We start from the raw sequence: 23,504 nt of genomic DNA on the forward strand, positions 1-23,504 counted from the left end.
TTTTGGGCTACCTTCCCAGATTCACAAAATTGACAGGCCCGACGAATCCGAGCCGGCGGGAGATCGCGAGTGCCACTTCGGACACTCTGCGCGGGACCACGTCCTGTTTTCCGAGCATCCGCTCACGCGGGCCCGCCACGCTGATCGCGCAGATGGGCATGCCGCGTTCGTCGCGGATCGCGGCGCCGAAGCAGAGCACGTCCGGTTCGTTCTCGCTGTTGTCGATCGAGTAGCCGCGAGCGCGGGTCTCGTCGAGCTCGGCGCGCAGCCTCGCACGGTCCGTGATCGTGGTCGGGGTGTACGGGGTCAGGTCGAGCCGGTCGATGAGGGCGTCGACCTCGTCGATCGGCAGAGCCGCGAGGTACGCCTTGCCGAGTGACGTGCTGTGCATCTGGCGGCGCACACCGAGCAACCGGCGGACCGCGATGGAGTGGTCGGTGACGTCCTCGTGGGCGACGTACACCATCTGCTCGCCGTCGCGCACCGCCATCAGAGCCGCCTCGGACAACTCCCGGGACAGATCTCGCAGATGCGCCTGGGCGGCGAGGTAGGGGTCGAAGTTGCTCAGCGCCGCCATGCCGAGGGTGACGGCACGCGGACCGAGACTCACCTGTTCGGTGCCGTCCCAGTCGACGTAACCCCGCTGGCGGAGCGTGCCCAGGATCCGGTACGTGGCGCTTCGCGACAGACCCAGCCGGTCCGCGATCTGCACCGCTGTGATCGACCGCTCCGCGGCGAGCAACTCCAGAATCGCGAAACCGCGCTCCAGAGTCCCGGCCAGACGGTCAAGCTCCGCCATAGTTCCCTCTAACGGCCCGATGAATGGGATGTGAAACCGATAACTGGGAGGGAAGCTACTGATATCGCAGCCAAGAGTCAATAGTCGGTAATGTGGTGGTTGGCCTTACCCCATGGCGGCTGCCGATCGCCGGGAAGATCTGTGCCCCTTTGACAAACGGCAGCGCCGCGTGAGCCAGTGCGCTGCCTATGTTGAAACCATGCAGGCAGACAACGCCGACGCGACGGCCAGGGCCTGGGACAACCCCCGCTACCTTCCGATCGGGGAGCACGGGCTGATCGGCGACCTGCGGACCGTCGCGCTCGTGGGCACCAACGGCACGATCGACTGGTACTGCTGTCCGAGATTCGACTCGCCCAGCGTGTTCGGCTCGATCCTGGACGCCGGCAAGGGCGGCTCGTTCGAGCTGGCGGCCGACGTGCCGGCGACCACCAAACAGTTCTACTTCCCCGACACCAACGTCCTGATCACCCGTTTCTTCGCCGAGGACGGGGTCGGCGAGATCCAGGACTTCATGCCGATCGCCGGCGACCGCCTCGAGGCCGACCGGCACCGGCTGATCCGCCGGATCTTCTGCGTACGCGGCACGATGCCGTTCCGCGCCCGGGTGGCGCCCCGGTTCGACTACGCCAGGCACCCTCACACGCTCCACCTGGACGGGTCGCGGACCACTTTTGAGTCGGAGTCGTTGTCCCTCGCCCTGTCCGCCAGCGTGCCTGTGGAGGCCGACGGTCAGGACGTCTGGAGCCGGTTCAAGCTGGCCGAGGGCGAGCACGCGGTGTTCGCCCTCGACCGCGTCGGCGCGGGGATAGCGCCTCGGGGCTGCCCGATCGAGGAGGCCGAAGCGGAGTTCTCCTCCACGGTGCGGTTCTGGCGGAAGTGGCTGTCGGCCTCCCGCTACCGGGGCCGGTGGCGGGAGGTCGTCCACCGCTCCGCCCTGACGCTGAAGCTGCTCACCTACGCCCCGACCGGCGGGATCGTCGCCGCCCCCACCACCAGCCTGCCCGAGCGGATCGGCGGCGCACGCAACTGGGACTACCGCTACGTGTGGGTGCGCGACGCCGCGTTCTGCGTCTACGCCCTGCTCAGACTCGGCTTCACCGGGGAGGCGGAGGCGTTCATGGGGTTCCTGTCCAAGCACGTCGGGAGCGACCGCGACCTCGGCACCGGCCCCTTGCAGATCATGTACGGCATCGACGGCCGCAGCGACCTTCCCGAACAGGAGCTGACCCACCTCGAGGGCTACCGGGGATCATGCCCCGCCCGCGTGGGCAACGACGCGGTTCACCAGCTCCAGCTGGACATCTACGGAGCGCTCATCGACTCCATCTACCTGTACAACAAATGGGGCACCCCGATCTCCAGCGACCGCTGGGAGGAGGTGTGCACGCTGGTGAACTGGGTCTGCGACAACTGGGACCAGCCCGACGAGGGCATCTGGGAGACCCGCGGCGGACGCAAGAACTTCGTCTATTCGCGCCTGATGTGCTGGGTGGCCATCGAACGCGCCATGCGCATGGCGGCGCAGCGCGGCCTGCCCGCCGACATACCGCGCTGGCGGGAGACCCGTGACACGATTTACCGCGACATCATGCGACACGGCTGGTCGGACAGTCTCCAGTCGTTCGTCCAGCACTTCGACGACGATGTCCTCGACGCGTCGATCCTGATGATGCCGCTGGCCAAGTTCGTCTCGCCCACCGACCCCAAATGGTTGTCCACGCTGGAGGCGCTCGGCCGCGACCTGGTCTCCGACTCGCTGGTCTACCGCTACGATCCCGAGGCCAGTCCCGACGGGCTGGTGGGCCCGGAAGGCACCTTCTCCATCTGCTCGTTCTGGTACGTCGAGGCCCTGGCCCGCGCCGGCCGCCTGGACGAGGCCCGCCTCGCCTTCGAGAAGATGCTGACCTACGCCAACCACCTCGGCCTGTACGCCGAGCAGATCGGTCACACCGGAGAGCAGCTCGGCAACTTCCCGCAGGCGTTCACCCACCTGGCGCTCATCAGCGCCGCCTTCAACCTCGACCACGCCCTCGGCTAGGCGCTTGCGCGCGGCCACTTCTGTGCCCGGTGACAGCGGTATCGGTGACCGGCTCGAAGCCGGAGGGTCGATACCGCTGTCGCGTCAGCGGAGAACTTCTTTCCTCTTCTTCCGGGCGGGTCCCGCCCGGCGCTACGTCCTGTACCGGTAGAGGATCCGGCCGCGGGTGAGGTCGTACGGGCTGAGCTCCACGAGCACCCGGTCATACGGCAAGATCTTGATGTAGTTCTTCCGTATCTTCCCGCTGATGTGCGCTAACACCTTGTGCCCGTTCTCGAGCTCCACCCTGAAGGTGGCGTTGCGCAGGCACTCGGTGACGGTGCCTTCGACTTCGATGCCGTCTGCTTTTCTTGCCATATTCTCGTGCTTCTCCGGTCGGTGACTGTGAGGCCGGTGCGGAAACGAATGTGGTGGGGTGTCAGCGGAGCACCAACTCCAGGTTGCTGCTCGCACGCCGGGCGCCGACGCCCTCGAACAGTGCCATGGCCGCGCCGTTGGATTCGTTCGCCTCGGCCGATGCCGTTTCGATCCCGCTGTGGTGCAGCGAACCCAGCACGTGGGCGAGCAGTGCCCGAGCGATGCCGCGGCGGTGGTGGCCGGACCGGACTGCGATCAGCCCGATGCGTGGCTGCCGGGGCACCGGCGCCACCCGGAGCAGTCCCACGTATTCATCGGACTGTGCCGCCACCGCGTACTTCGACGGGTCTCGCAGGGTAGCCCCGTCCAGGCGGGGCAACACCTCGGCCGGCATCTCCTGCCACCCGACGGTGGCCTCGACTTCGTCGCGAATCGCGCGGTCCAGTCGGCGTAGAGGGCCCTCCTCCGCCTCGCCGACGGCCACTATCGTCACGCCCGACGGCGGGAGCACTGAGCCGAGTCCCGTGACCCGCGGGTCGGTGGGCACGACGTACTCCCACTCGCGGCGTCGGGTCGCGAAGCCGGCTCGCTCCCAGTTACACGTCACGTCGAGGTCGGCCTCGTCGACCACCGTGTACAGCGGCCTGGGCAGGTCCGCCAGCAGGGCTTCGGCCAGTTGGTCGAAGACCGCGTCGTGCCACGCGTCGATGCTGAGGAAGATCCGCCCGTCGGGCCTGCGCGAAGCGTCGCCGCGGCCGACCACGCGGTCGTCCTCCACAGCGTGCCATTGCCTCTCCGCGACCCGCTTGATCACTACGGCATGCTCGCCCATGCCCGGAGCGACATGTGCAGAATGATGATTCATAGGTTGTTGCCTTTCGGGATGGCCTTGTCGAGGCGCTCCCGGCGACACCTATGTCAATCGCCCAACCGTGATGACGAGGGGGAGCACCCACATCGATACAGCGTTCATGGGTCTCACCTCCTTGCGGCCTGTCACGGTCCCCCGCACGCTATCAGCCCGAACATCATCCTGCCCAACCGTTTTCCTGCCGACCGTCTCGGCGGGCCGCTGCCAGGCCGAGGGCCAGGCCGGGCAGGAGTACGTCCACGCGTCGCCGCGCCGCGACGACCAGGGCGGCGACGTATCCGGGTCCGTGGCACGTTCCCAGCGCAGCAGCCACCGCAGGTCATACCCGGCGGCAGTCAGGTAGGCGAAGGAGTCGGCCCAGAACCACAGCGCCGGCCGGTAGCCGAGCATCGCCAGCCCTCGCAAGGCCAGTGCGAGCATCAGCGCGACGATGAACACCCGGTGCCGCTTTACGGGCAGCAAGCCACAGGCGTTTGGCGCCGGCAACGTGAAGAAAAAGGCGAGATGATCTTTGCATTCAGCTCATCTCGAACTCAAGATCGAATCTGGTAATGCCCAATTCCCGATCTCGCAGGTCCGGGCAGGAGTACGTAGATCGTCGATAAGGTGCGGCTTGTGCCTTCCTCCCCCAAGCGCCGGCTCCTGAGTTTCCTCGTGCTGGCCGGCTGGCCGTGGCTGGCGGCCGTTTCCCTCCTCGAACTGTTCCTCTTGGTGGAGCCCACCGCGGTGGCCTTGGTGACCGGTGAGTTGGTGGGCCGCCTGGCGGAGGGCGCACGTCGGCAGGATGCCGCCGGGAGCGGCATGGGGACGATGCTGGCGCTGCTCGGCGCGCTGCTGGTCACCGGCAACGTGCTCCGCTCGATGAGCCTGCCGCTGGCCGACCGGGTGGGGCGGCGGATCGACGCCGCGGTCCGCGAGGAGCTGACCTCCAGAGTGCTGGCGCTGCCGACCCTGGATCGCGTCGAGGACGTCGCCGTCCAGAATGAGCTGACGACCATGCGTTCGCCGCTGCTGACCTGGACCGACGAGGGCATCGGTGCGGCGGCGGTGGGCCGCTTCCGGGCCGGGCTGACCATGGCCGGGCTGGTGACGGCGATGCTGGTGCTCTCCCAGGTCGTGTGGTGGTGGGGCCCGGCGACGGCCGCGGTGGCACTGCTTCTGGGCCGTTACCGGTCCGTCATGTGGCGGGAGTTCTTCCGAGTGGTGTCGGGCACCATGCCGGCCGCGCTGCGCGGACGCGCGTGGGAGGCGATGATGACCGACAACCGGGACGCCAAAGAGGTCCGGATCTTCGGGCTGACGGACTGGCTGGAGAAACGCGCGCAGGAGAACATCGCCGACGCCGCGCAGCGGGTCATCGATGCGCGGGTGGCCCTGCTCCGGCGCGAGATGTCGGTCTTCCTCGGGTGGGCGGCGACCGCGTCGGTGGTGTACGTGGCGGTGGCCACCTCCGGGGAGGTGTCGGTCGGCCGGATCGCCGCGACGATCGGCGCCGTGTCGGCGATGTTCGTCATCTCCATGTCGAGCCAGGGCGACGACATGGACGAGGTCGCGGCGCCCGCCGTGGACGCGGTCACCCGGATCCGCGCGCTGGCCCCCGACCTGGAGCCGCCGCCCAGACCGGACGGCGCCGGAGAGATCATTCTTCGGGACGTGGACTTCGGGTACGGGGAGGTCCGCGTACTGGAGGGCGTGACGCTGACCCTCCGCCCCGGCGAGGTGATCGCGGTCGTGGGCGTGAACGGGGCGGGGAAGACGACCCTCGCCAAGCTCCTCACCGGCCAGTACCGCCCGCAGAGCGCGAGCTCCGGCACCATGGTCACCGAGCCCGCGGCGTACGCGGTCTATCAGGACTTCAACCGATACGAGCTGAGCGCGTACGAGAACATCAGAATCGCCGCCCCGGATGCCACACCGGAGCAGGTCCAGGCGGCGGCCCGCGCAGTGGACGCGACCGAAATGATCGAGAAGCTGGCCAAGGGCTGGGAGACGGTGCTCTCGCCCAAATACGCCGACGGTGGCGACCTGTCCGGCGGCCAATGGCAGAAAATAGCGCTGGCCCGGGCGGCGCTGGCGGCCGCCTGCGGGGCGCGGCTGCTCGTGCTGGACGAGCCGACCGCCAACCTGGACATCGAAGCCGAGCTGGAGGCCTTCGATCGCATCCGCCAGGTGCGCGGCCAGGCGACCGTCGTGCTGATCTCACACCGGTTCTCCACCGTGCGGAAGGCGGACCGGATCGTCGTCCTGTCCGGCGGGCGCATCACCGAGGACGGGACCCACGAAGAGCTGCTCGCCGCCGGCGGGGAGTACGCGCGCATGTTCCACCTCCAGGCCCGGCAGTTCAAGGAGAGCGCATGAGGTTCGCCGAGATCCGCACCCTGCTGGGCGAATGCCTGCGTCATGCGCCGGGACGCACCTGGCTGCTGCTCGTCCTGACCCCGCTGGGCGCGGTCACCCCCGCGCTGACCGCCCTCGGCTTGCAAGGGATCGTGGACGGCGTGCTCGCCGGGTCCCGGCCGCTGCTCATCGGCGGGGCGATCTGCGCGGCGACGGCGGGGGCCTTCGCCCTGGCCGGCACTCGCGTCATGCAGGTGCAGGCCGGCCTGGTGGGCAGCGAGGTCGGCACCGTACTGGGCCGGCGGATCACCCGATGGTGCGCGACCCTGCCCACCACCGCGCACCTGGAGGACACCGAGTCGCTGCGCCGGATCGAGCAGATCCGCGGGCTCGGCCCACGAACCGTCACCACCGGGCTGGCCGGCCTGAGCGTGGTGCAGAGCGGGCTCTGGCTGGTCATCACCACGGTCCTGCTGGCCAGGGTCCATCCCGTGCTGCTCGTGCTGCCGCTGTTCGCGGTGCCATCGATCCTGCTCACCCGGACCACCTCGCGCAGGACCGAGGCGGCCAGGGCGAAGACCGCCGAGGGCAACAGGGCCGAACAGCACCTCTTCACGGTGATCACCGAGGCGAACTCGGCCAAGGAGCTCCGGCTCGGCACCTCCGGCGCCCACGCCGCCGCGATCGCGCGCCGCCTGCGCGAGGAGCGGACCGCGATCCTCTGGCGGGCCACGCTCACCGTCGGCGGCCTCACCCTGATCGGCTCGCTCCTGTTCGTGGCGGCCTTCCTCGGGGCGCTGTTCCTCACCGTCCGGCTGGCGCTGTCCGGCGCGGTCAGTCCGGGCGCGCTGCTGCTGGTGGCCACGCTCGGCGGCCAGATCAGGGGCCAGCTCGACCTGCTCACCCATGCGCTCACCCTCTCCGGCCGCGGCCTCACCATGGCCGGCCACTACCTGTGGTTCCGCGACCTGTACGGGGCGAGCACCACCGGCACGCTCTCCCCGCCCGACCGGCTCCGCGACGGCATCACACTTTCCGGCGTGGATTTCTCCTACGGCGGGCCGCCCGTGCTGCACGGCATCGACCTGCATCTCCCGGCCGGGGCCACGGTGGCGCTGGTCGGCGACCACGGCAGTGGGAAGACGACAATGGTCAAGCTGCTGTGCGGGTTCCACCAGCCGACCGGCGGGACCATCACCGTGGACGGGACACCCCTCACCGAGATGGATCCCGTGGCCTGGCGGGAACGCGTGACCTCGGCGTTCCAGGACTTCAGCCGTTTCCCGTTCCTGGCTGGCGAGGCCGTCGGCGTGGGCGACCTGCCCAGGATTGACGAGATCGCGGAGGCCGCCGAGAAGGGCGGCGCCGCCCAGGTCTTCGACCGGCTACCGGAGGGCGCGGAGACCCGGCTCGGCAAGGCCCTCGGCGACGGCGTCGAGCTCTCCGGCGGCCAATGGCAGAAGATCGCCCTGTCGCGGGCGTTCATGCGATCCATGCCGCTCCTCGCCGTGCTGGACGAGCCGACGGCCGCGCTGGACGCGGCCAGCGAGTACGAGGTCTATCAGCGGTACGCGGAGGCGGCCCAGGAGTGGCAGCACGCCACCGGCGGAATCACCCTGCTGGTCTCGCACCGATTCGCCACCATCCGGATGGCCGACCTGATCGTCGTGCTCGACGGCGGGCGCATCATCGAGTGCGGCACGCACGCCGAGCTCATCGACCTGGCCGGCCGGTACGCCCACTTGTACAACCTCCAGGCAGCCGCCTACGAGTGACTCTCCGCCGGCAGTCCGGTCAGACGTCGCGTAGCCGGGCGGACGGCACCGGGATGGCGGGGAACGGGTTGTCGGGCAGGAGGATGATCCGGCGTGCCTGCCGTGGCTGAAGGGCGGCGTCGAGGTGCAGCAGGGCCGCGCCGATGCCGGCCGCGCCGACCATGTAGCCGGTGTCCGCGCTCACCTCGCCGGGACGCAGCCGCCGGTAGGCCTGGTACCAGCGAAGTCCCCGGTCGTCGTGGTCGGTGGCGGCCGCGATGAGATGCTCGGCGAACCCCTGGGCGAAGGTCAGGTAGGCGTCGTTCCCCGTCTCCGCCCACAACCCGACGAACAACTCCAGCAGCCCCGCGGTGCCGCAGCACTGGCAGGCCACGTTCCAGAACCCGGCGGTGCGCCGCGCCGGGACGCCGCTCTGCATGATGCCGCCGGCCAGGCGCTCCACCCAGTCCAAGTGGCCGGGCTCGCCGGTCACCCGGTAGAGCTCCCAGAACATGCGCGCCACGCCTGCCGAGCCCGAGCAGAACCCCAGGTAGTGCAGGCCGCGGCCGTGCGGCACGTGGTGCGGGACGACCGCGCACTTGCCGGTCACGACGCTGACCTCGCGGACGAAGCCGGCGCCCCGGCCGGCCGCCTCCAAGAAACGCGGGTCGCCGGTGAGGCCGTAAAGGCGGGCCAGGAGGAAGGCGGTGCCGGCCGTGCCGGCGAGAAAGCCCGGGGTGACCGCGTCCATGGGCAAGCCGGGGCAGTCCCCGAAGCGGTGGCCGGGGACGGCCAGGGCGGCGATGCGCTCCCCCGCCGCCACCGCCGTCTCCTCCAGGCCGGGCACGCCCAGGGCGGTCGCGGCGCGCAGCAGCCCGAGCACGATCCCGCCGTCGCCGCGCTGGGCGGGGTCACCCGTCCAGCCGGGGCCGCCGTCCAGCGGGCGGGCCGCGCGGACGATCCGCTCGGCGGCGGCCCTGGCCTGCTGCTCCAGGCCGTCATCGCCGAGTGCCCAGCCGGCCTCGATGAGCGCCACGACGGTGCCGGTGAGGCCGTGGTAGAGGGAGAAGTCGCTCTGCTCACGCCACGTGGCCGCGAGGCGCCGCGCCCCTTGCCTGGCGTCGTCCAGGTAGGCCTCGTGCCCGGTCGCCGCGGCCAGCTCCAGGAAGAACAGCACGATCCCGGCCGCGCCGGCGTAGAGGGAGGCGGGCTCGGCGACGGTGAGCGCCGAGCGTCCGCGGGCGTCGGGGTTGGCGAGCCAGGTGCGCCCGTGCGCGTCGTCCACGGCGGCGGCGCGGATCCACCGTCCGGCCAGGATGGCGGCGGTCAGCGGTGTCTCGGCGCGCTCGCTGGGCGAGCGGGTGGTGTCCAAGCCCATACTCCATTCTCCCACACAGCCGGTAGGGAAATGGGCTAATTGTCAGGCGCCGGTACCAGTATCACCCAAGACCTACTCCTCCGGGTGGTCACCGAACGCGGTGACCGACAGGAAGCGGATGGGCAGCTCCACCAGTTCTTGCGGGCCGTGCGTGCCCTCCCCGTCGAGCTGGAGTGCGTCGCCTGGGCGCATGGTGTAGTGGGCCTCTCCGTGTCCGTAGACCATGACGCCCTCGAGCATGTAGATGAGCTCGGTGCCGGGGTGCTGGAAGAGCGGGAAGACCTCGCTGGACTCGGTGAGGGTGACGAGCACGGCTTCCATCCGCTTGTGCGGGCCGCGCAAGGCTCCCAGCAGCTCGTAGTGGTGCCCGACCCGGCTGCCCCTGCGGACGATCCGCGCCCCGTGCCCGGCCGGCACGTAGACGGCCTCACGCTCGGCGTCGACACCGCGGAACAAGGCGGTGACCGGGATGTCGAGGCCGAGGGCGAGCCGGCCGAGCGTGGTGAGGCTGCAGGAGGTCTGGGCGTTTTCGATCTTGGAGAGCATGGCCTTGGAGATCCCGACCCGCGCGGCCATGTCCCCCACGGACAGGCCCGCCGCGATCCGGTATTTGCGCACCTGCCGGGCGATGACGGCCTCCAGGTTCACGGGTTCGCGTGCCTGGCCGGGATCGATCTCGCGGTCCGGCAGGTCGTCGTTGTCGTGCGCGGTGGCCATGGTGCCCATTCTGCCGAATTCGACGGCGTTTCCTGTCAGGAGACGTCCACAGGTCGGGCGGCCAGGGCCGCGGGCACGGAGGAGCCGTCGCCTGCGTGCGTGCCGGCCAACTCGTACGCGCTCTCCGCGTGCAGGTGGATGTCGAGCCCTTCCTGCTCGGCCTCCTGCGCGGCCCGCAGGCCCATCACCTTGTCGAGGACCTTGGCGATGATCCAGGTGAGGACGAAGGAGTAGATCAGCACGGCGAAGGCCCCGACGGTCTGGGCGCCGAGGAGGCCCAGGCCGCCGCCGTACAGCAGGCCGTCCCGCCCGCTCGGTGCTTCGGCCGTGCCCAGGACCCCGACCAGGAGGGTGCCGACGATGCCGCCCACCAGGTGGATGCCGACCACGTCCAGGGCGTCGTCGAAGCCGAAGCGGAACTTCATGCCGACCGCCAAGGCGCAGATCGCGCCGGCCACCGCGCCCAGCGCCAGAGCGCCGAGCGGGCTGACGGCGCCACAGGAGGGGGTGATGGCGACGAGTCCGGCGACGGCGCCGGAGGCGGCGCCGAGGCTGGTGGCGTGGCCGTCGCGGAGCTTCTCCACCAGCAGCCAGGCCAGCAGCGCCGTGCACGTGGCGGCGAAGGTGTTGAGCACGACGACGGAGGCGGCGTTGCCGGCCGCGAGCGCCGAGCCGCCGTTGAAGCCGAACCACCCGAACCACAGGATGCCCGCACCGAGCATGACGAAGGGCAGGTTGTGCGGACGGGACTGCTTGGCCGGCCAGCCGGCGCGCCTGCCGAGCACCAGGACCAGGGCGAGCGCGGCGGCTCCGGCGTTGATGTGCACGGCGGTGCCGCCGGCGAAGTCGACGGCCTTGAGCTGGTTGACGATCCAGCCGCCGACCACGCCTTCGCCGTCGAAGGCGAACACCCAGTGCGCGACGGGCAGGTAGACGATCGTCACCCATACGCCGGTGAAGACCATCCAGCCGCCGAACTTCATCCGGTCGGAGACCGCCCCGCAGATCAGCGCGGTGGTGATGGCCGCGAACAACGCTTGGAAGGCGGCGAAGAGCGCCAGCGGAATGGTCGCGTCCGGAGCCTCCTTGATCAGGCTGCTCATGCCGAGGTGCTCGCCGAGGTCGCCCAGCAGCCCGGCCCCGCCGATCGAGTTGCCGAACGCGGCCGAATAGCCGTAGAGCACCCAGATGCCGCCGACGAGGGCCACCGCGCCGAACGTCATCATGATCATGTTGAGCACGCTCTTGGCGGCCACCATGCCGCCGTAGAAGAGGGCCAGTCCCGGCACCATCAGGCTGACGGCGGCGGTGCTTGCGAGGATCCAGGCAGTGCTTCCAGTGTCCATCTGCGCTCCGAAGTCCACGTATAACGAGGGGAATCGTTATTTCACGACAGTTAACAAACGGCGTGTTACACAGGGGCGTCGCGGAGCGTTAACTCGCGGTTTCCGCGCGGCGCAGGGCGAAGCGCGGGTACGGTCCGGCCTGCCCGAGTGCCAGGTCGGCGGCCATCCGGCCGATCAGCGGAGCGAACTTGGCGCCGTGCCCGGAACAGGGCGAGACCACCACGACGGGACCGGTCCTGTCCACGATGAAGTCCTCGTCAGGGGTGGTGGTGTAGAGGCAGCTGTCCTCGGCGACCGGCACGGGGTCGAGCCCGGGCAGCCGCTCCCGCACCCAGGCGGAGACGGCGGCCCGGGAGGCCGGGTTGACGACGCGGTCGCGGGTGCTCGCGGTGGTGGGCGTGCCATCGTCGTGCTGGGCGACCTTGACCGCGGGCGCCGCTCCCCCGTCACCGCCCGAGGGCAGGCCGAAGATCTGCAGGTCGTCCTTGGCGACGAGGATCGGCCAGGAGTCGCCGGGGTCGCGCTGGCGGAAGTGGAACACCTGCTGCTGGGTGACCCGCAGCGGCGGCAGGCCGAGCGGCATCCCGATGGTGTCCGCCAGCTCAGGCAGCCACGGCCCGGCCGCCACCACGACCGCGTCCGCCTCGAGCTCCGCGCCGTCGTCCGTGCGCACCCGTGCGCCGTTGCGTACGTCGATGGCGCTCACGCGGGTGTTCGTGCGGACGTCGGCGCCGAGTTCGGCGGCCCGCCGCACGCAGGCCGCCACCGCGGCGTCCGCGTCCACCACCCCGGCCTCGGGGTGGAACAGGACCGGGCCGTCGAAGCGCAGGTACGGCCAGCGCTCCGTGGCCGCCTCCGGAGCCAGGAGCTCGTGCGGCACGCCGGCGGCGGCGAGCAGCCGCGCCAGGCCTTCGGGGTCGCGGCCCGCGCCGAGGTCGAGGCCGCCGGTCGTGCGGAGCAACGCCGTGCCGGAGTCCGCCTCCAGCTCACGCCAGCACTCCCCGGCTCGCCCGGTCAACTCGACGTAGAGGGGGTCGGCGTAGGCGCGGCGGAAGATCCGCGACGTGCCGTGCGAGCTGCCGTTGCGGTGCCCGATCCCGTACGCCTCGATCAGGGTGACCTCGATGCCGCGGCGGGCCAGCTCCCAGGCGGTGGCCGCGCCCATCAGCCCCGCGCCCACGACGGCGATCATGGACGGGCCCCAGGGATCCAGTCGGTGCCGGCGAGCGGGACGCGGGCCATGGCCGCGGACTCGATGGTCAGCGCGACCAGGTCCTCGGGTTCGAGGTGGTGCAGGTGGGACTTGCCGCAGGCGCGGGCGATGGTCTGGGCCTCCATGGTGAGCACCCGCAGGTAGTTGGCCAGGCGGCGGCCCCCTTCGACCGGATCGAGGCGGGCGGCCAAGTCGTCGTCCTGGGTGGAGATGCCGGCCGGGTCGCGGCCGTCCTGGTAGTCGTCGTAGAACCCGGCGGCTGAGCCGAGCGCGCGGTACTCGGCGTCGTAACGCGGGTGGTTGTCGCCGAGCGCGATCAGCGCCGCGGTGCCGATCGCGACCGCGTCGGCGCCGAGCGCGATGGCCTTGGCCACGTCCGCCCCGGACCTGATGCCGCCGGAGACGATCAGCTGGACCTCGCGGTGGACGCCGAGCTCCTGCAGGGCCTGGACCGCCTGGGGGATGGCCGCGAGGGTGGGGATGCCGACGTGTTCGATGAAGACGTCCTGGGTGGCGGCGGTGCCGCCCTGCATGCCGTCCACCACGACGACGTCGGCCCCGGCGTGCACGGCGAGCTTGACGTCGTAGTACGTGCGGGTGGCGCCGACCTTGACGTAGATCGGCTTCTCCCAGTCGGTGATCTCGCGCAGCTCGCCGATCTTGATGGCCAGGTCGTCGGGGCCCGTCCAGTCCGGGTGCCGGCAGGCGCTGCGCTGGTCGACGCCGACCGGCAGGGTCCGCATGCCCGCCACCCGATCGGTGATCTTCTGGCCGAGCAGCATGCCGCCGCCGCCCGGCTTGGCGCCCTGGCCGAGCACCACCTCGATGGCGTCGGCCTTGCGCAGGTCATCCGGGTTCATCCCGTACCGGGATGGCAGGTACTGGTAAACGAGGTGCTTGGACTGGCCGCGCTCCTCCGGCGTCATGCCGCCGTCGCCCGTGGTGGTGGAGGTGCCCGCGGCGCCGGCGCCGCGGCCGAGCGCCTCCTTGGCGTTGGCCGACAGCGCGCCGAAGCTCATCCCGGCGATGGTGACGGGGATGTCGAGGTGCAGCGGGTATTTCGCGTGCCGGTCGCCGAGGATCACGTCGGTGTCGCAGCGCTCGCGGTAGCCCTCCAGGGGATAGCGGGACATGCTCGCGCCGAGGAACAGCAGGTCGTCGAAATGCGGCAGGCGGCGCTTGGCGCCACCGCCGCGGATGTCGTACACGCCGGTGGCGGCGGCCCGCTGGATGGCGTGGATGGTGGCGCGGTCGAACGTGGCCGACTCGCGCAGGCCCTCAGTCATGGAGTCTCCCTCAGTACGCGTTGTCGACCGTGAAGTGGTAGAGCCGCCGCGCCGAGCCGTAGCGGCGGAAGGCCGCCGGATCCTCGTCCATCTCGGCCAGCTTCAGCAGCTCGGCCAGCTCGGTCAGGTGCTCGTCGCGGACCGGCTTCTCCACGCAGTCGGCCCCGAGCGACTTGACCGTGCCCTTGACGTAGATGCGTGCCTCGTAGACCGAGTCGCCCAGCGCGTCGCCGGCGTCGCCGCACACGACCAGGCGGCCCGCCTGGGCCATGAAGGCGCTCATGTGGCCGATGCTCCCGCCGACCACGATGTCGGCGCCCTTCATGGAGATGCCGCAGCGTGCCGCGGCATCGCCCTCGATCACCAGCAGCCCGCCGTGCGCGGTGGCGCCGGCCGACTGGGAGGCGTTGCCGCGTACCCGGACCATGCCGGACATCATGTTCTCCGCCACCCCCACCCCGGCGTTGCCGTGCACCGTGACGGTCGCGAGCTGGTTCATCCCGGCGCAGTAGTAACCGACATGCCCGTCGATGTCCACGGTGAGGTCCCGGGTCAGGCCGCAGGCGACGCTGTGCGCGCCACGCGGGTTGAGCACCCGCCACCTCGGCGCCGGGTCCGGCGCGTGCAGGGCCTGGTTGAGCTGCCTGACCGGCGATGCGGCCAGGTCCACGGTCAGCGCTTCCACACGTACACCTCTTCCGGCTCGGGTTCGAAGATGCGGGCGGACTCCACGCCCGGCAGCACCGCCAGTGCCCGGTACTCCGAGGCCATCGCCACCCAGCCGGGGGTCTCCGCGACCAGGGCGGGTTTGCATGCGATGGCGTCCCGTACCACGGCGAACGAATCGGCGGTCGTGACCAGCAGCGTGTAGAAGCCGTCGAAGCGCTCGCACAGCAGTCGCAGCGCCTTGTCCAGGTCCGCGCCACGGGCCAGGTGATAGGCGACGAAACGGGCGCCCACCTCCGAGTCGTTGTCGCTGTCGAAGGACACGCCCTCGGCCCGCAGCTCCCGGCGGATGGTGGCGTGGTTGGCGAACGACCCGTTGTGCACCAGGCACTGGCCGGGGCCGACGGAGAACGGGTGCGCCCCCTGGGGCGTGACCGCGGACTCGGTCGCCATCCGGGTGTGCCCGACGCCCTGCCAGCCCTGAACCCCCGCCAGGCCGAAGGCTCGGGCGAGATCGTGGGGGTGGCCGGTGCCCTTCAGCACGGCGACCTCTTCTCCCGTCCCGATGACGGTGGCCCGCGGCAGCGCCTGGATCAGCGCGTCCACACCGACCGGCGCGTGCACGACGGTGGTGGGGCCGACGTCGACGGCCACCGCATCGGGGATCCGGCCTCGGAGCGCGGACTCGACGGTGGCGGCGTCGGTGTCCAGCAACGAGACCGCCGCCCGGCCGGGCGGGGTCAGCCGCGGGTCACCGTAGACGGCGACGCCTGCCGAGTCCGGTCCACGCTCCACCAGCTGGCCGAGCATCGCGGCCAGCAGCTCCCCCAACCGCGGATGGAGCTCGGGCTCCCGTAGGTGCAGCCCGACAATTCCACACATGCAAAGACTCCTTCTAGAAGGCGGTGAGATAGCGGTCGACTTCCCACGGGCCGACCGTGCCGTGCCAGTCGAAGAACTCCTCGCGTTTGGCCGCGCCGAAGTACCCGCTGACGCCTGGTCCGACCGCGTCCAGGGCGCCGCTGATCACCGGGTCGGCGGCCAGGGCCTCGACGGCGTGCAGCAACGTCGGCGGCAGCTCCGGGCGGGCGGCGACGGCCGACGCCTCCCCCGGCTCTCCCGGGTCGAGGGCCCGCTCGACGCCGTCCAGGCCGGCCGCCAGCGCGGCGGCCGCGGCCAGGTAGGGGTTGGCCGAGCCGTCGCCGCCGCGCAGCTCGATGCGGTTGCCGTCGGGCACGCGGACGAAGTGGGTACGGTCGTTGCCGCCGTACCCGGCACGGCGCGGTGACCAGGTGGCGCCGGAGCGGGTGGAGGTGGCGCCGGTGCGCTTGTAGGAGTTGACGGTCGGCGCGATCACCGCCTGCAGCGCCCCGGCATGCTCGAGGATGCCGGCGATGAACCCGTACGCCAGCGGCGACAGGCCCAGCCCGCGCTGGTCGGAGGTGTCGGGGAAGGCGGGATCCGCGCCGCGCCACAGCGACAGGTGCAGGTGCATGCCGCTGCCGGTGCGGTCGGTGAACGGCTTGGGCATGAAGGTCGCGGTCATGCCGCGCTGCTCGGCCAGCACCGAGACCAGATACCGCATGGTGATCACCCGGTCGGCGGTGGTGAGGGCGTCGGCGTAGGCGAAGTTCTGCTCGAACTGGCCGTTGCCGTCCTCGTGGTCGTTGGCGTAGTTGCCCCAGCCGAGGGCGTTCATGGCCTTGGACACGGCCGTGAGGTGGTCGTACATGCGGGTCAGGCCACGTGCGTCGTAGCAGGGCTGGGCGGCGGTGTCGCGGGAGTCGGCGAGCACCAGCGCGCCGCGCTCGTCCCGGTTGACCAGGAAGTATTCGATCTCCGCGCCCACCGCCAGGGACAGGCCCAGCGTGCGGGCTCGCTCCAGGACGCTGCGCAGGATGAGGCGCGGCGCGTACGGCCACGGCTTTCCATTGACGTGCGGGTCGCAGTGCACCAGGGCCAGACCGGGCCGGACGAACGGCAGCGGGGTGTAGGAGGCGCCGTCCGGGACGGCGATGATGTCCGGATCGCTCGGCCGCTGGCCGATCAGCCCGGCAGCGTATCCGGCGAACCCCACGCCCTCGTCGCGGAGCTCCTCCACGGCCTCGATCGGGACGAGCTTGGCACAGGGTTTGCCGGCCAGGTCGACGAAGACGGCGAGGATGAACTCGATGTCGTCGGCGTTGGCCAGGGCGGCTAGGTCGAGGGGTGCTGCGGCGGCTTCTGTCGACATGAGGGACTCCAGGCGTTGTCTACTGATAAGAATCAGTGTTGCCTGACAGTGGACAATGCTGGTGTTACCGCGATGTTTCCCGCACGCAAGCACGTGGTTGCGCCTCGCCCTTACGCACCGGCAGCATCGACTACGCCATCGACGGAGCCTTCGTACCGGAGTCGCAGACGCACGTCTTCACGCAGAACGAGCCGCTGCGCGGCGGCGCGATCCACCGGCGGGCCGGCCAGACCGCCGGCGGCGACGGTCTGACTCCGGACCAGTCCTGGGTGGTCCTCGCGCTGGAGTGAGCATGCCCCTTCCGGGAAGAAGAGAGGGATGATATACAATATTTCATGCACCAGAATTCGGCCTCTCGCGTGAGCTACGCCGTCGCCGATGACGGCACTAGCCTTCACTGTGAGGAGACCGGGACCGGCTTCCCCCTCCTCTTCATCCACGAGTTCGCCGGTGACCACCGCAGTTGGGAACCTCAGATCCGGCACTTCTCCCGTTCGTACCGTTGCGTCACCTACGCCGCCCGCGGATACCCGCCGTCCGACGTGCCGCACCGGCCCGAGCAGTACTCGCAGGCCCGTGCCGTGGCGGACGCGATCGCGATACTCGACCATTTGGGCATTGACCGGGCACACGTTGTAGGTCTGTCGATGGGTGGGTTCTGCGCCCTGCACCTGGGCTTGCGCCACCCGGAGCGGGCGGCGTCCCTCGTGGTCGCCGGGTGCGGGTACGGCGCCCAGCCGGAGCGGCAGGCAGGCTTCCGCGAGGAGTGCGAGGCGATCGCCGCGGCCCTGGAGGCCGAGGGTGCCGAGGCCTTCGCCGCGCGCTACGCGCTGGGCCCCGCGCGGGTGCAGTTCCAGAACAAGGATCCCCGTGGCTGGGCCGAGTTCGCGCGCATGCTGGGCGAGCACTCCACCCCGGGCTCCGCGCTCACCATGCGCGGGGTGCAGAAGTCCCGCCCTTCGCTGTACGACCTGCGCGAGGAGCTCGCCCGGCTGACGGTGCCCACGCTGATCATGACCGGTGACGAGGACGAGGGCTGTCTGGAGCCGGACCTGATGCTCAAGCGCACGATCCCCACGGCGGGCCTCGCCGTCCTGCCCAGGTCCGGTCACACCCTCAACCTGGAGGAGCCTGAGCTGTTCAACCGGACGGTGGGCGATTTCCTCGCGGCGGTCGAACGCGGCGCCTGGGGGCGGCGTGATCCGCACTCGTTGTCGGCGAGCACGACCGGCGTCAAGTGAGCTCAGGGAGCGTGATTGTCCAGGTGCGCCGCGCCCAGGATGTGCTCGCGGGTGACCTGCGCCGCCCGCGCGCCGTCCCGGGCGCGGAGCGCGTCGATGATCTGGGCGTGCTGCCGCGTGGACTCCAGGTGCGTGCGCAGCACCCGGGGGCCTTGCGGCATGGACTGCCAGAGCAGTCTCATGATCGCGAGTAGCAGCGGGCTGCTGGCGGCCTCGTAGATCATGTGGTGGAAACGGCGATTGAGGTCGGCGTAGCGGGGATCCCCGTCGGGGATGCCGGCCAGCTCGGCGTTGAGCTCTTCCAGCCGTTCGAGATCGCCCTCGCCGATGCGGGGGGCTGCCAACTCGGCGCCGAGGGACTCCAGCGCCGCGCGGATCTGGAAGTTCTCCTCGGTCGCGCCCTTGTCGGCCTCGCTGACCGTCGCCCCCTTGTGCAGGTCGCCGCGCACCAGCCCTTCGGACTCCAGCCGCTGCAGCGCCTCCCGCACGGGCGTCTGGCTGACTCCGAACCGCTCGGCCAGATCGCGCTGCCGCAGCGGGGAGCCGGGCCGCAACTCGCCCGCGATGATCAGCTCGCGGAGAGTGGCGGCCACCATGTCGGTCTTGCTCGTGTACGTCGCCACGCTGGTGTTTCCTTCGTTGATGCGCCCGGTGGGCGAGGCGGCCGCGATAGATTGTATATGAAATGTAAAGTCCTTCACATCCGTCCCACGGCGAGCAGCCGCCGTAGAGCCGCCGCATCCGTACGGAGCGCCTGCGGGTCGGCGGTCTCGTGGACGACCCGCCCGCGCTCGAGCACGAGGGCTCGGTCGACGCGGCGCAGCGCGAAGTCGACCTTCTGCTCCACCAGGATCGCGGACGTGCCCCGGCGGCGCAGCTCGTCCACGACCTCGCCGATCCGGGCCACGGTCTGCGGGTCGAGGCCCTCGGTGGGCTCGTCCATCAGCACGAGCCGACCGTTGCCCACCAAGGCCCGTCCCATGGTGAGCATCTGCTGCTGCCCGCCCGAGAGCTTCCCGGCCGGCAGGTTCCACCGTTCCCGCAGCACCGGGAACCGGTCGGCGACGTCGTCGATCGTCCACGGGCCACGGCGCGCGGCGACCTTGAGGTTCTCTCGCACGGTGAGGGACGGGAAGACCCGGTGGCCCTGCGGGACGAGGCTGAGCCCGGCGCGGGCGATGCGCTCGGCCGGCATGCCGGCGATGGACCGGCCGCCCAGCGTGATCTCGCCTTCCCTGGGCCGCAGCAGGCCGCTGACGGTGTGGATGAGCGTGGTCTTGCCCATGCCGTTGCGCCCGAGTATGCCCAGCACCTCGCCCTCGCGGACGGTCAGCGACACGCCCTGGAGCACGTGGCTGGATCCGTAGTAGGTGTGGACGCCGCGTACGCCGAGCAGCACCTCAGTCATGCGCCACCTCCCCGAGGTAGGCCTCGATCACTCGCTGGTCGGCCGAGATCTCGTCGGGCGTGCCCTCGGCCAGGAGCCGGCCCTGCTGGAGCACGCTGACCCGGTCGGCGAGCCCGAACGCCACCGCCATGTCGTGCTCGATCATCACGATCGTGATGGACCGGGGAAGTGCGGCGACGAGCGAGGTCAGCCGCTCGGCGTCGGCCGGCGCCAGGCCCGCGGTGGGCTCGTCGAGCAGCAGCACGCGCGGCTCGCGGCACATGGCGAGCACGATCTCGAGCACCCGCTGCTGCCCGTACGCGAGCTGCCGGACCGGCCAGTCCGCCGTGTGCTCCAGTTCCCACCCGGTCAGCACGTCCACCGCGCGCTCACGCAGCATGTCCAGCCCGCGCCAGAACACCCGGTGCGCCCGCGCCTCGGCGGCGAGCGTGAGCTGGACGTTCTGTGCCACGGTGAGCTCGCCGAACAGATTGGTGATCTGGAACGTGCGGGCCAGCCCCATGCGGGCCCGCCGGTGTCCCGGCCGCCGGGTCACCTCGCGGCCCAGCAGCTCCACGCGTCCGCCGACCGGCCGGATCTGGCCCGCGAGCACCCCGAACAACGTCGTCTTGCCCGCGCCGTTCGGGCCGATGAGGGCGCGCCGCTCCCCCGCGGGGACGGCCAGGGTCACCTCATCGTTGGCGCGGAAGGCGCCGTAGCGCACGGTGACGCCGTGCCCGGCGATCGCGATCTCGTTCATTTGCCCGCCTCCACGATCACCGATTCGTCCGCCGCCTCTTCGGCGGGAGGCACCGCTCCGCGCCTGAGCCGGCGCAGCAACGATCGGGACCGGCCCAGCACGCCGTCGGCGAGGAACAACGCCGTCAGGATGTAGACCACGCCGAGCACCGTCGTCCAGCGGTCGGTGTACGTGCTCACCCAGACCTCCAGACCGGTCACGATCGCCGCGCCGAGGAAGGGACCGAGGAACCTGCGTGCCCCGCCGAGGATGGCGAACACCAGCACCTCGGCGCTGATCTGCCAGCTCAGGCTGGCGGTGGAGACGGACCCCTGCAGGTAGACCTCGAGCGCGCCGGCCACCGCGGAGAAGGCGCCGGACACGGCGAAGGCCATGACCCGGATCGTGGCCACCTGGTAGCCGGTCGCGCTCATCCGCGACTCGCTCTCCCGCATGCCCAGGATGGTCATGCCCGCGGGAGAGCGCTGGAAGGCCCACAAGGCCGCCACGCAGCCGGCGGTGACGGCCAGGGCGAGCAGGTAGAACCCGCCGCCCGTGGGCACCCCGTCGCGCGGGATGCCGGGGATGCCGTTGTCGCCGCCGGTGAGCTCGGTCTGATAGAAGGCCAGACCGAACACCGCCTGCGCGAGCGCCAGCGTGATCAGCAGCAGGTAGACGCCGCGGACCCGCAGGCAGAACAGCCCGAAGACGGCGCCTGCCGCCGCGCCGAGCACCAGCGCGACGGGCATGGTGAGCGCCATCGGCCAGGCCCAGCGGGTGACGGCGATGCCGACCGTGTAACCGCCGATCCCGAAGAAGGCCGCGTGGCCGAGCGACGGCATGCCGCCGTACCCGAAGACCACGTTGTACGCCGTCGCGAACAGCCCGAGGATGAGGATCCGGCTCGCGACGAAGACGGAGAACGAATCGAGGGCGACGGGCACGGCCAGCAGCAGCACGGCCGCGGCCGCTACCGCGAGAATGCGCCGGCTCACCGGGCCGCGCCCTTGCCGAGCAGGCCCTGCGGCCGCAGCGCGAGCACGAGGGCCACCGCCGCGTACAGGGTGAACATCGCCCACCCGGGGAACAGCACCCTCCCGAACTCCTCGACGAGGCCGACGGCGAGCGCGGCGACCAAGGCCCCCGGGATGGAGCCGAGACCGCCTGCGATCACGACCACGAGCGCGAGCAGCAGCACGTCGAACCCGCTGTCCGGCGACAGGCTGGTGAAGGCGCCGCCCCAGACTCCGGCGAACGCCGCCAGCCCGGTGCCGAGCCCGAAGACGAGCAGGAAGATGAGCGGCACCCGGATGCCGACGGTACGCGCCATCTCCTGGTCGTCGACCGCCGCACGCACCTTCGCGCCGATCGGCGTGTACCGCAGCAGGGCGCTGACGAGCAGGGCCAGGCCGAGGGCGATGCCGATGAGGACCAGCCGGAACTTGGGGAACACCAGGGCGCCGAGCTCGACCGGTCCGGTCAGTCCCGGAGGCGTCGGCGGGGAGATCGGATCGCCGCCGTAGTGGGCGAGGATCTGGTCGCCGATCACCAGCGCGAGGCCGAGCGTGAGCACGATCTGCGGCAGCTCCTGACCGGCGATCCGGTGCAGGAGCAGCCGCTGCGCGATCATCCCGGAGACGGCGGCGCCCACGACGCCGATCGCCATCGCCAGCCAGTAGTCGGTGCCGCGCGTGGCCAGGTCGTACGCCAGGTAGCCGCCGAGCAGGTAGAAGGCGCCGTGCGCGAGGTTCACCGTACGCATCAGCCCGAAGGTGATCGTCAGCCCGCTGGCCACCAGGAAGAGCAGCGACCCGTAGGCGAGCCCGTTGAGCGTGTGGGTGAGCCAGCTCATCACTTGGCCCAGGTGCCCTTGAGCTTGTCGTAGCCGGGGAAGGCGAGGTACTTCTCCTCACCGTAGGTGAAGAACTGGCCCACCTCTGGGATCGTCGAGACGATGGCGTTGGCCCAGCCGCCGTCGCGCTGCTCCACTTTGCGGATGTAGACGTTGTAGACGGCCTGGCCGTAGGCGTCGAAGGACACCGGGCCGCGCGGGGACTCCACCTTGACCTTCGTCAGGGCGGCCCGGAGGCTCTCGGGCGTCGGCGCGCCGTCGATCTGGGCCAGCGCCTGTTCCAGGACCATCCCGGCGGTCCAGCCGTCGTCGGCGTACTGGTTGGCGCTCTTCTTGCGCTCCTGGGTGAACGCCGCGACGAGGGCGTCATTCGCGGGGGACTTGATCTGCGGCGTGTAGTGCAGGCTGCTGATGACGCCCTCGGCCGTGCCGGCCTCCGTGGGGAGGGTCGTCTCGTCGACGGTCGATCCGTGGGCGACCATGGGGAGCTGCACGCCGAAGTCGCGGTAGGCCTTGAGCAGCCGGATGCCGTCCGAGCCCGGCGCCACCACGTAGACGACGTCCGCCTCGTCCTTCTTGATCTGGTTGACGTACGGCCCCCAGTCCTGGGTCGCGAGCGGGGCGTAGATCTCCTGGACCACCGCGCACCCGGCGTCCTCGTACGCGCGGGCGAAGCCGCCGGCGGCCTCCCAGCCGAAGGAGTAGTCGAGCCCGAGGATCGCGGCCTTCTTGTGGCCGAGGGTCTTGCAGGTGTGCTCGCCGAGCGGCATGACGTCCTGGGAGCTGGTGTACGACACCCGGAAGGTGTTGCCGCCCTTCTTCCTGGTGAGCCCGTCGGCGCCGGCCACCGTGATCAGCAGCGGGACATCGGCCTGCTCCAGGTACGGCGCCACCGCGTAGGCGATCGCCGAGTTGACCAGACCCACGACCATCTGCGCCTTGCTCTGCTCGACGAGCTGCCGTGCCTTGGTCGTGCCCTGGGCCGGGTCGGTGCCCTCGTCCTCCTTGACGACCTTGATGCCGTACCCGGAGAGCACTCCGCCCTTGGACTTGAGGTAGAGCTCGAACCCCGCGTTGACATCCGTGCCCAGGGCCGCGAACGGCCCGGTGAGCGGGTTGAGCAGGCCGACGGTCAGCGTGCCTTTGCCACCCGTCGCGGCGGTCGCGCTGGTCGGGGCGCCTTCGATCGAGGGAGACCTGCTGCCGCAGGCCGCGACGGCAAGGAGCGCCGCCACAACGGCAAGGACACGAAGCCGGTAAGGAGGTGATCCCATGTCGTTCTCCTCT

The 23,504-nt window shown here is 70.7% G+C and carries 23 protein-coding genes; 5 read left to right on the top strand and 18 right to left on the bottom strand.

The window, feature by feature from the left end:
- Nucleotides 1–7: 7 nt before the first annotated feature.
- Nucleotides 8–799: an IclR family transcriptional regulator gene (locus ACTWQA_RS06880; RefSeq protein WP_327583842.1), complete on the bottom strand. Its 792-nt coding sequence runs from the start codon at nt 797–799 to the stop codon at nt 8–10.
- A 199-nt stretch (nt 800–998) separates the two neighbouring features.
- On the opposite strand from ACTWQA_RS06880, the gene ACTWQA_RS06885 reads away from it, so the two are divergent.
- On the top strand, nt 999–2,840 hold the full coding sequence (locus ACTWQA_RS06885; RefSeq protein WP_443158417.1) for a glycoside hydrolase family 15 protein: 1,842 nt from the start codon (nt 999–1,001) through the stop codon (nt 2,838–2,840).
- Between the two features lie 132 nt (nt 2,841–2,972).
- Here ACTWQA_RS06885 and infA read toward each other — a convergent pair whose 3' ends face one another.
- The 3 genes from infA to ACTWQA_RS06900 form a co-directional block, all read right to left on the bottom strand.
- Nucleotides 2,973–3,197, bottom strand: a complete 225-nt coding sequence (infA, locus tag ACTWQA_RS06890) for a translation initiation factor IF-1 (protein WP_443158418.1) — start codon at nt 3,195–3,197, stop codon at nt 2,973–2,975.
- 61 nt (nt 3,198–3,258) lie between these two features.
- Entirely contained in the window at nt 3,259–4,029 is a 771-nt protein-coding gene (locus tag ACTWQA_RS06895) for a GNAT family N-acetyltransferase (protein WP_443158419.1), read from the bottom strand.
- A gap of 81 nt (nt 4,030–4,110) precedes the next feature.
- The gene (locus ACTWQA_RS06900) at nt 4,111–4,506 is read right to left on the bottom strand and encodes a hypothetical protein (RefSeq protein WP_443158420.1); all 396 of its coding nucleotides are present in this window, start codon (nt 4,504–4,506) and stop codon (nt 4,111–4,113) included.
- A 168-nt stretch (nt 4,507–4,674) separates the two neighbouring features.
- Between ACTWQA_RS06900 and ACTWQA_RS06905 the strand changes: the two genes are divergently transcribed.
- Both ACTWQA_RS06905 and ACTWQA_RS06910 read left to right on the top strand, forming a co-directional pair.
- Nucleotides 4,675–6,426, top strand: a complete 1,752-nt coding sequence (locus ACTWQA_RS06905; protein ID WP_443158421.1) for an ABC transporter ATP-binding protein — start codon at nt 4,675–4,677, stop codon at nt 6,424–6,426.
- Nucleotides 6,423–8,180: an ABC transporter ATP-binding protein gene (locus tag ACTWQA_RS06910; RefSeq protein WP_443158422.1), complete on the top strand. Its 1,758-nt coding sequence runs from the start codon at nt 6,423–6,425 to the stop codon at nt 8,178–8,180. Before ACTWQA_RS06905 ends, ACTWQA_RS06910 begins: the two co-directional genes overlap by 4 nt.
- 19 nt (nt 8,181–8,199) lie before the next feature.
- On the opposite strand, the gene ACTWQA_RS06915 is transcribed toward ACTWQA_RS06910, so the two are convergent.
- From ACTWQA_RS06915 to glnT, 8 genes are all read right to left on the bottom strand, one after another.
- Nucleotides 8,200–9,537: a lanthionine synthetase LanC family protein gene (locus tag ACTWQA_RS06915; RefSeq protein ID WP_443158423.1), complete on the bottom strand. Its 1,338-nt coding sequence runs from the start codon at nt 9,535–9,537 to the stop codon at nt 8,200–8,202.
- Nucleotides 9,538–9,609: 72 nt separating this feature from the next.
- Nucleotides 9,610–10,254, bottom strand: a complete 645-nt coding sequence (locus ACTWQA_RS06920; protein ID WP_305915990.1) for a helix-turn-helix domain-containing protein — start codon at nt 10,252–10,254, stop codon at nt 9,610–9,612.
- Between the two features lie 35 nt (nt 10,255–10,289).
- Entirely contained in the window at nt 10,290–11,600 is a 1,311-nt protein-coding gene (locus ACTWQA_RS06925; RefSeq protein ID WP_443158424.1) for an ammonium transporter, read from the bottom strand.
- An 88-nt stretch (nt 11,601–11,688) separates the two neighbouring features.
- Entirely contained in the window at nt 11,689–12,792 is a 1,104-nt protein-coding gene (locus ACTWQA_RS06930) for an FAD-dependent oxidoreductase (protein ID WP_443158425.1), read from the bottom strand.
- A complete protein-coding gene (locus ACTWQA_RS06935) occupies nt 12,789–14,099 on the bottom strand; it encodes an FMN-binding glutamate synthase family protein (protein WP_443158426.1) in 1,311 nt (436 codons plus the stop codon). Before ACTWQA_RS06935 ends, ACTWQA_RS06930 begins: the two co-directional genes overlap by 4 nt.
- Nucleotides 14,100–14,109: 10 nt before the next feature.
- Nucleotides 14,110–14,784 carry a hypothetical protein gene (locus tag ACTWQA_RS06940; RefSeq protein ID WP_443158427.1) on the bottom strand — a complete coding sequence of 225 codons (675 nt, stop codon included), beginning with the start codon at nt 14,782–14,784 and terminating at the stop codon, nt 14,110–14,112.
- Nucleotides 14,772–15,647, bottom strand: a complete 876-nt coding sequence (locus ACTWQA_RS06945) for a hypothetical protein (RefSeq protein ID WP_443158428.1) — start codon at nt 15,645–15,647, stop codon at nt 14,772–14,774. Before ACTWQA_RS06945 ends, ACTWQA_RS06940 begins: the two co-directional genes overlap by 13 nt.
- A 13-nt stretch (nt 15,648–15,660) precedes the next feature.
- Complete coding sequence (gene glnT, locus ACTWQA_RS06950) at nt 15,661–16,998, bottom strand: type III glutamate--ammonia ligase (RefSeq protein ID WP_443158429.1); 1,338 nt, start codon at nt 16,996–16,998, stop codon at nt 15,661–15,663.
- A gap of 38 nt (nt 16,999–17,036) precedes the next feature.
- Here glnT and ACTWQA_RS06955 point away from each other — a divergent pair, with 38 nt between their 5' ends.
- Together ACTWQA_RS06955 and ACTWQA_RS06960 are read left to right on the top strand one after the other, a co-directional pair.
- A complete protein-coding gene (locus ACTWQA_RS06955; protein WP_443158430.1) occupies nt 17,037–17,288 on the top strand; it encodes a hypothetical protein in 252 nt (83 codons plus the stop codon).
- 45 nt (nt 17,289–17,333) lie between these two features.
- The gene (locus ACTWQA_RS06960; protein ID WP_443158431.1) at nt 17,334–18,239 is read left to right on the top strand and encodes an alpha/beta fold hydrolase; all 906 of its coding nucleotides are present in this window, start codon (nt 17,334–17,336) and stop codon (nt 18,237–18,239) included.
- 2 nt (nt 18,240–18,241) lie between these two features.
- Here the strand turns inward: ACTWQA_RS06960 and ACTWQA_RS06965 are convergent, their stop codons facing one another.
- The 6 genes from ACTWQA_RS06965 to ACTWQA_RS06990 all read right to left on the bottom strand — a co-directional run bounded on the left by ACTWQA_RS06965 (nt 18,242) and on the right by ACTWQA_RS06990 (nt 23,491).
- Nucleotides 18,242–18,862, bottom strand: coding sequence for a GntR family transcriptional regulator (locus ACTWQA_RS06965; RefSeq protein ID WP_443158432.1), 621 nt, complete (start codon nt 18,860–18,862; stop codon nt 18,242–18,244).
- 74 nt (nt 18,863–18,936) lie between these two features.
- Complete coding sequence (locus ACTWQA_RS06970) at nt 18,937–19,647, bottom strand: ABC transporter ATP-binding protein (protein ID WP_443158433.1); 711 nt, start codon at nt 19,645–19,647, stop codon at nt 18,937–18,939.
- Complete coding sequence (locus tag ACTWQA_RS06975) at nt 19,640–20,386, bottom strand: ABC transporter ATP-binding protein (RefSeq protein ID WP_443158434.1); 747 nt, start codon at nt 20,384–20,386, stop codon at nt 19,640–19,642. Before ACTWQA_RS06975 ends, ACTWQA_RS06970 begins: the two co-directional genes overlap by 8 nt.
- Complete coding sequence (locus ACTWQA_RS06980; RefSeq protein ID WP_443158435.1) at nt 20,383–21,360, bottom strand: branched-chain amino acid ABC transporter permease; 978 nt, start codon at nt 21,358–21,360, stop codon at nt 20,383–20,385. The genes ACTWQA_RS06975 and ACTWQA_RS06980 overlap by 4 nt, the downstream gene beginning before the upstream one ends.
- The gene (locus ACTWQA_RS06985; RefSeq protein ID WP_443158436.1) at nt 21,357–22,217 is read right to left on the bottom strand and encodes a branched-chain amino acid ABC transporter permease; all 861 of its coding nucleotides are present in this window, start codon (nt 22,215–22,217) and stop codon (nt 21,357–21,359) included. The genes ACTWQA_RS06980 and ACTWQA_RS06985 overlap by 4 nt, the downstream gene beginning before the upstream one ends.
- Nucleotides 22,217–23,491, bottom strand: coding sequence for an ABC transporter substrate-binding protein (locus tag ACTWQA_RS06990; RefSeq protein ID WP_443158437.1), 1,275 nt, complete (start codon nt 23,489–23,491; stop codon nt 22,217–22,219). Before ACTWQA_RS06990 ends, ACTWQA_RS06985 begins: the two co-directional genes overlap by 1 nt.
- Between the last annotated feature and the right edge of the window lie 13 nt (nt 23,492–23,504).

Origin of the sequence: Nonomuraea sp. 10N515B (genome assembly GCF_052245915.1) — a bacterium.
Lineage (GTDB): Bacteria > Actinomycetota > Actinomycetes > Streptosporangiales > Streptosporangiaceae > Nonomuraea.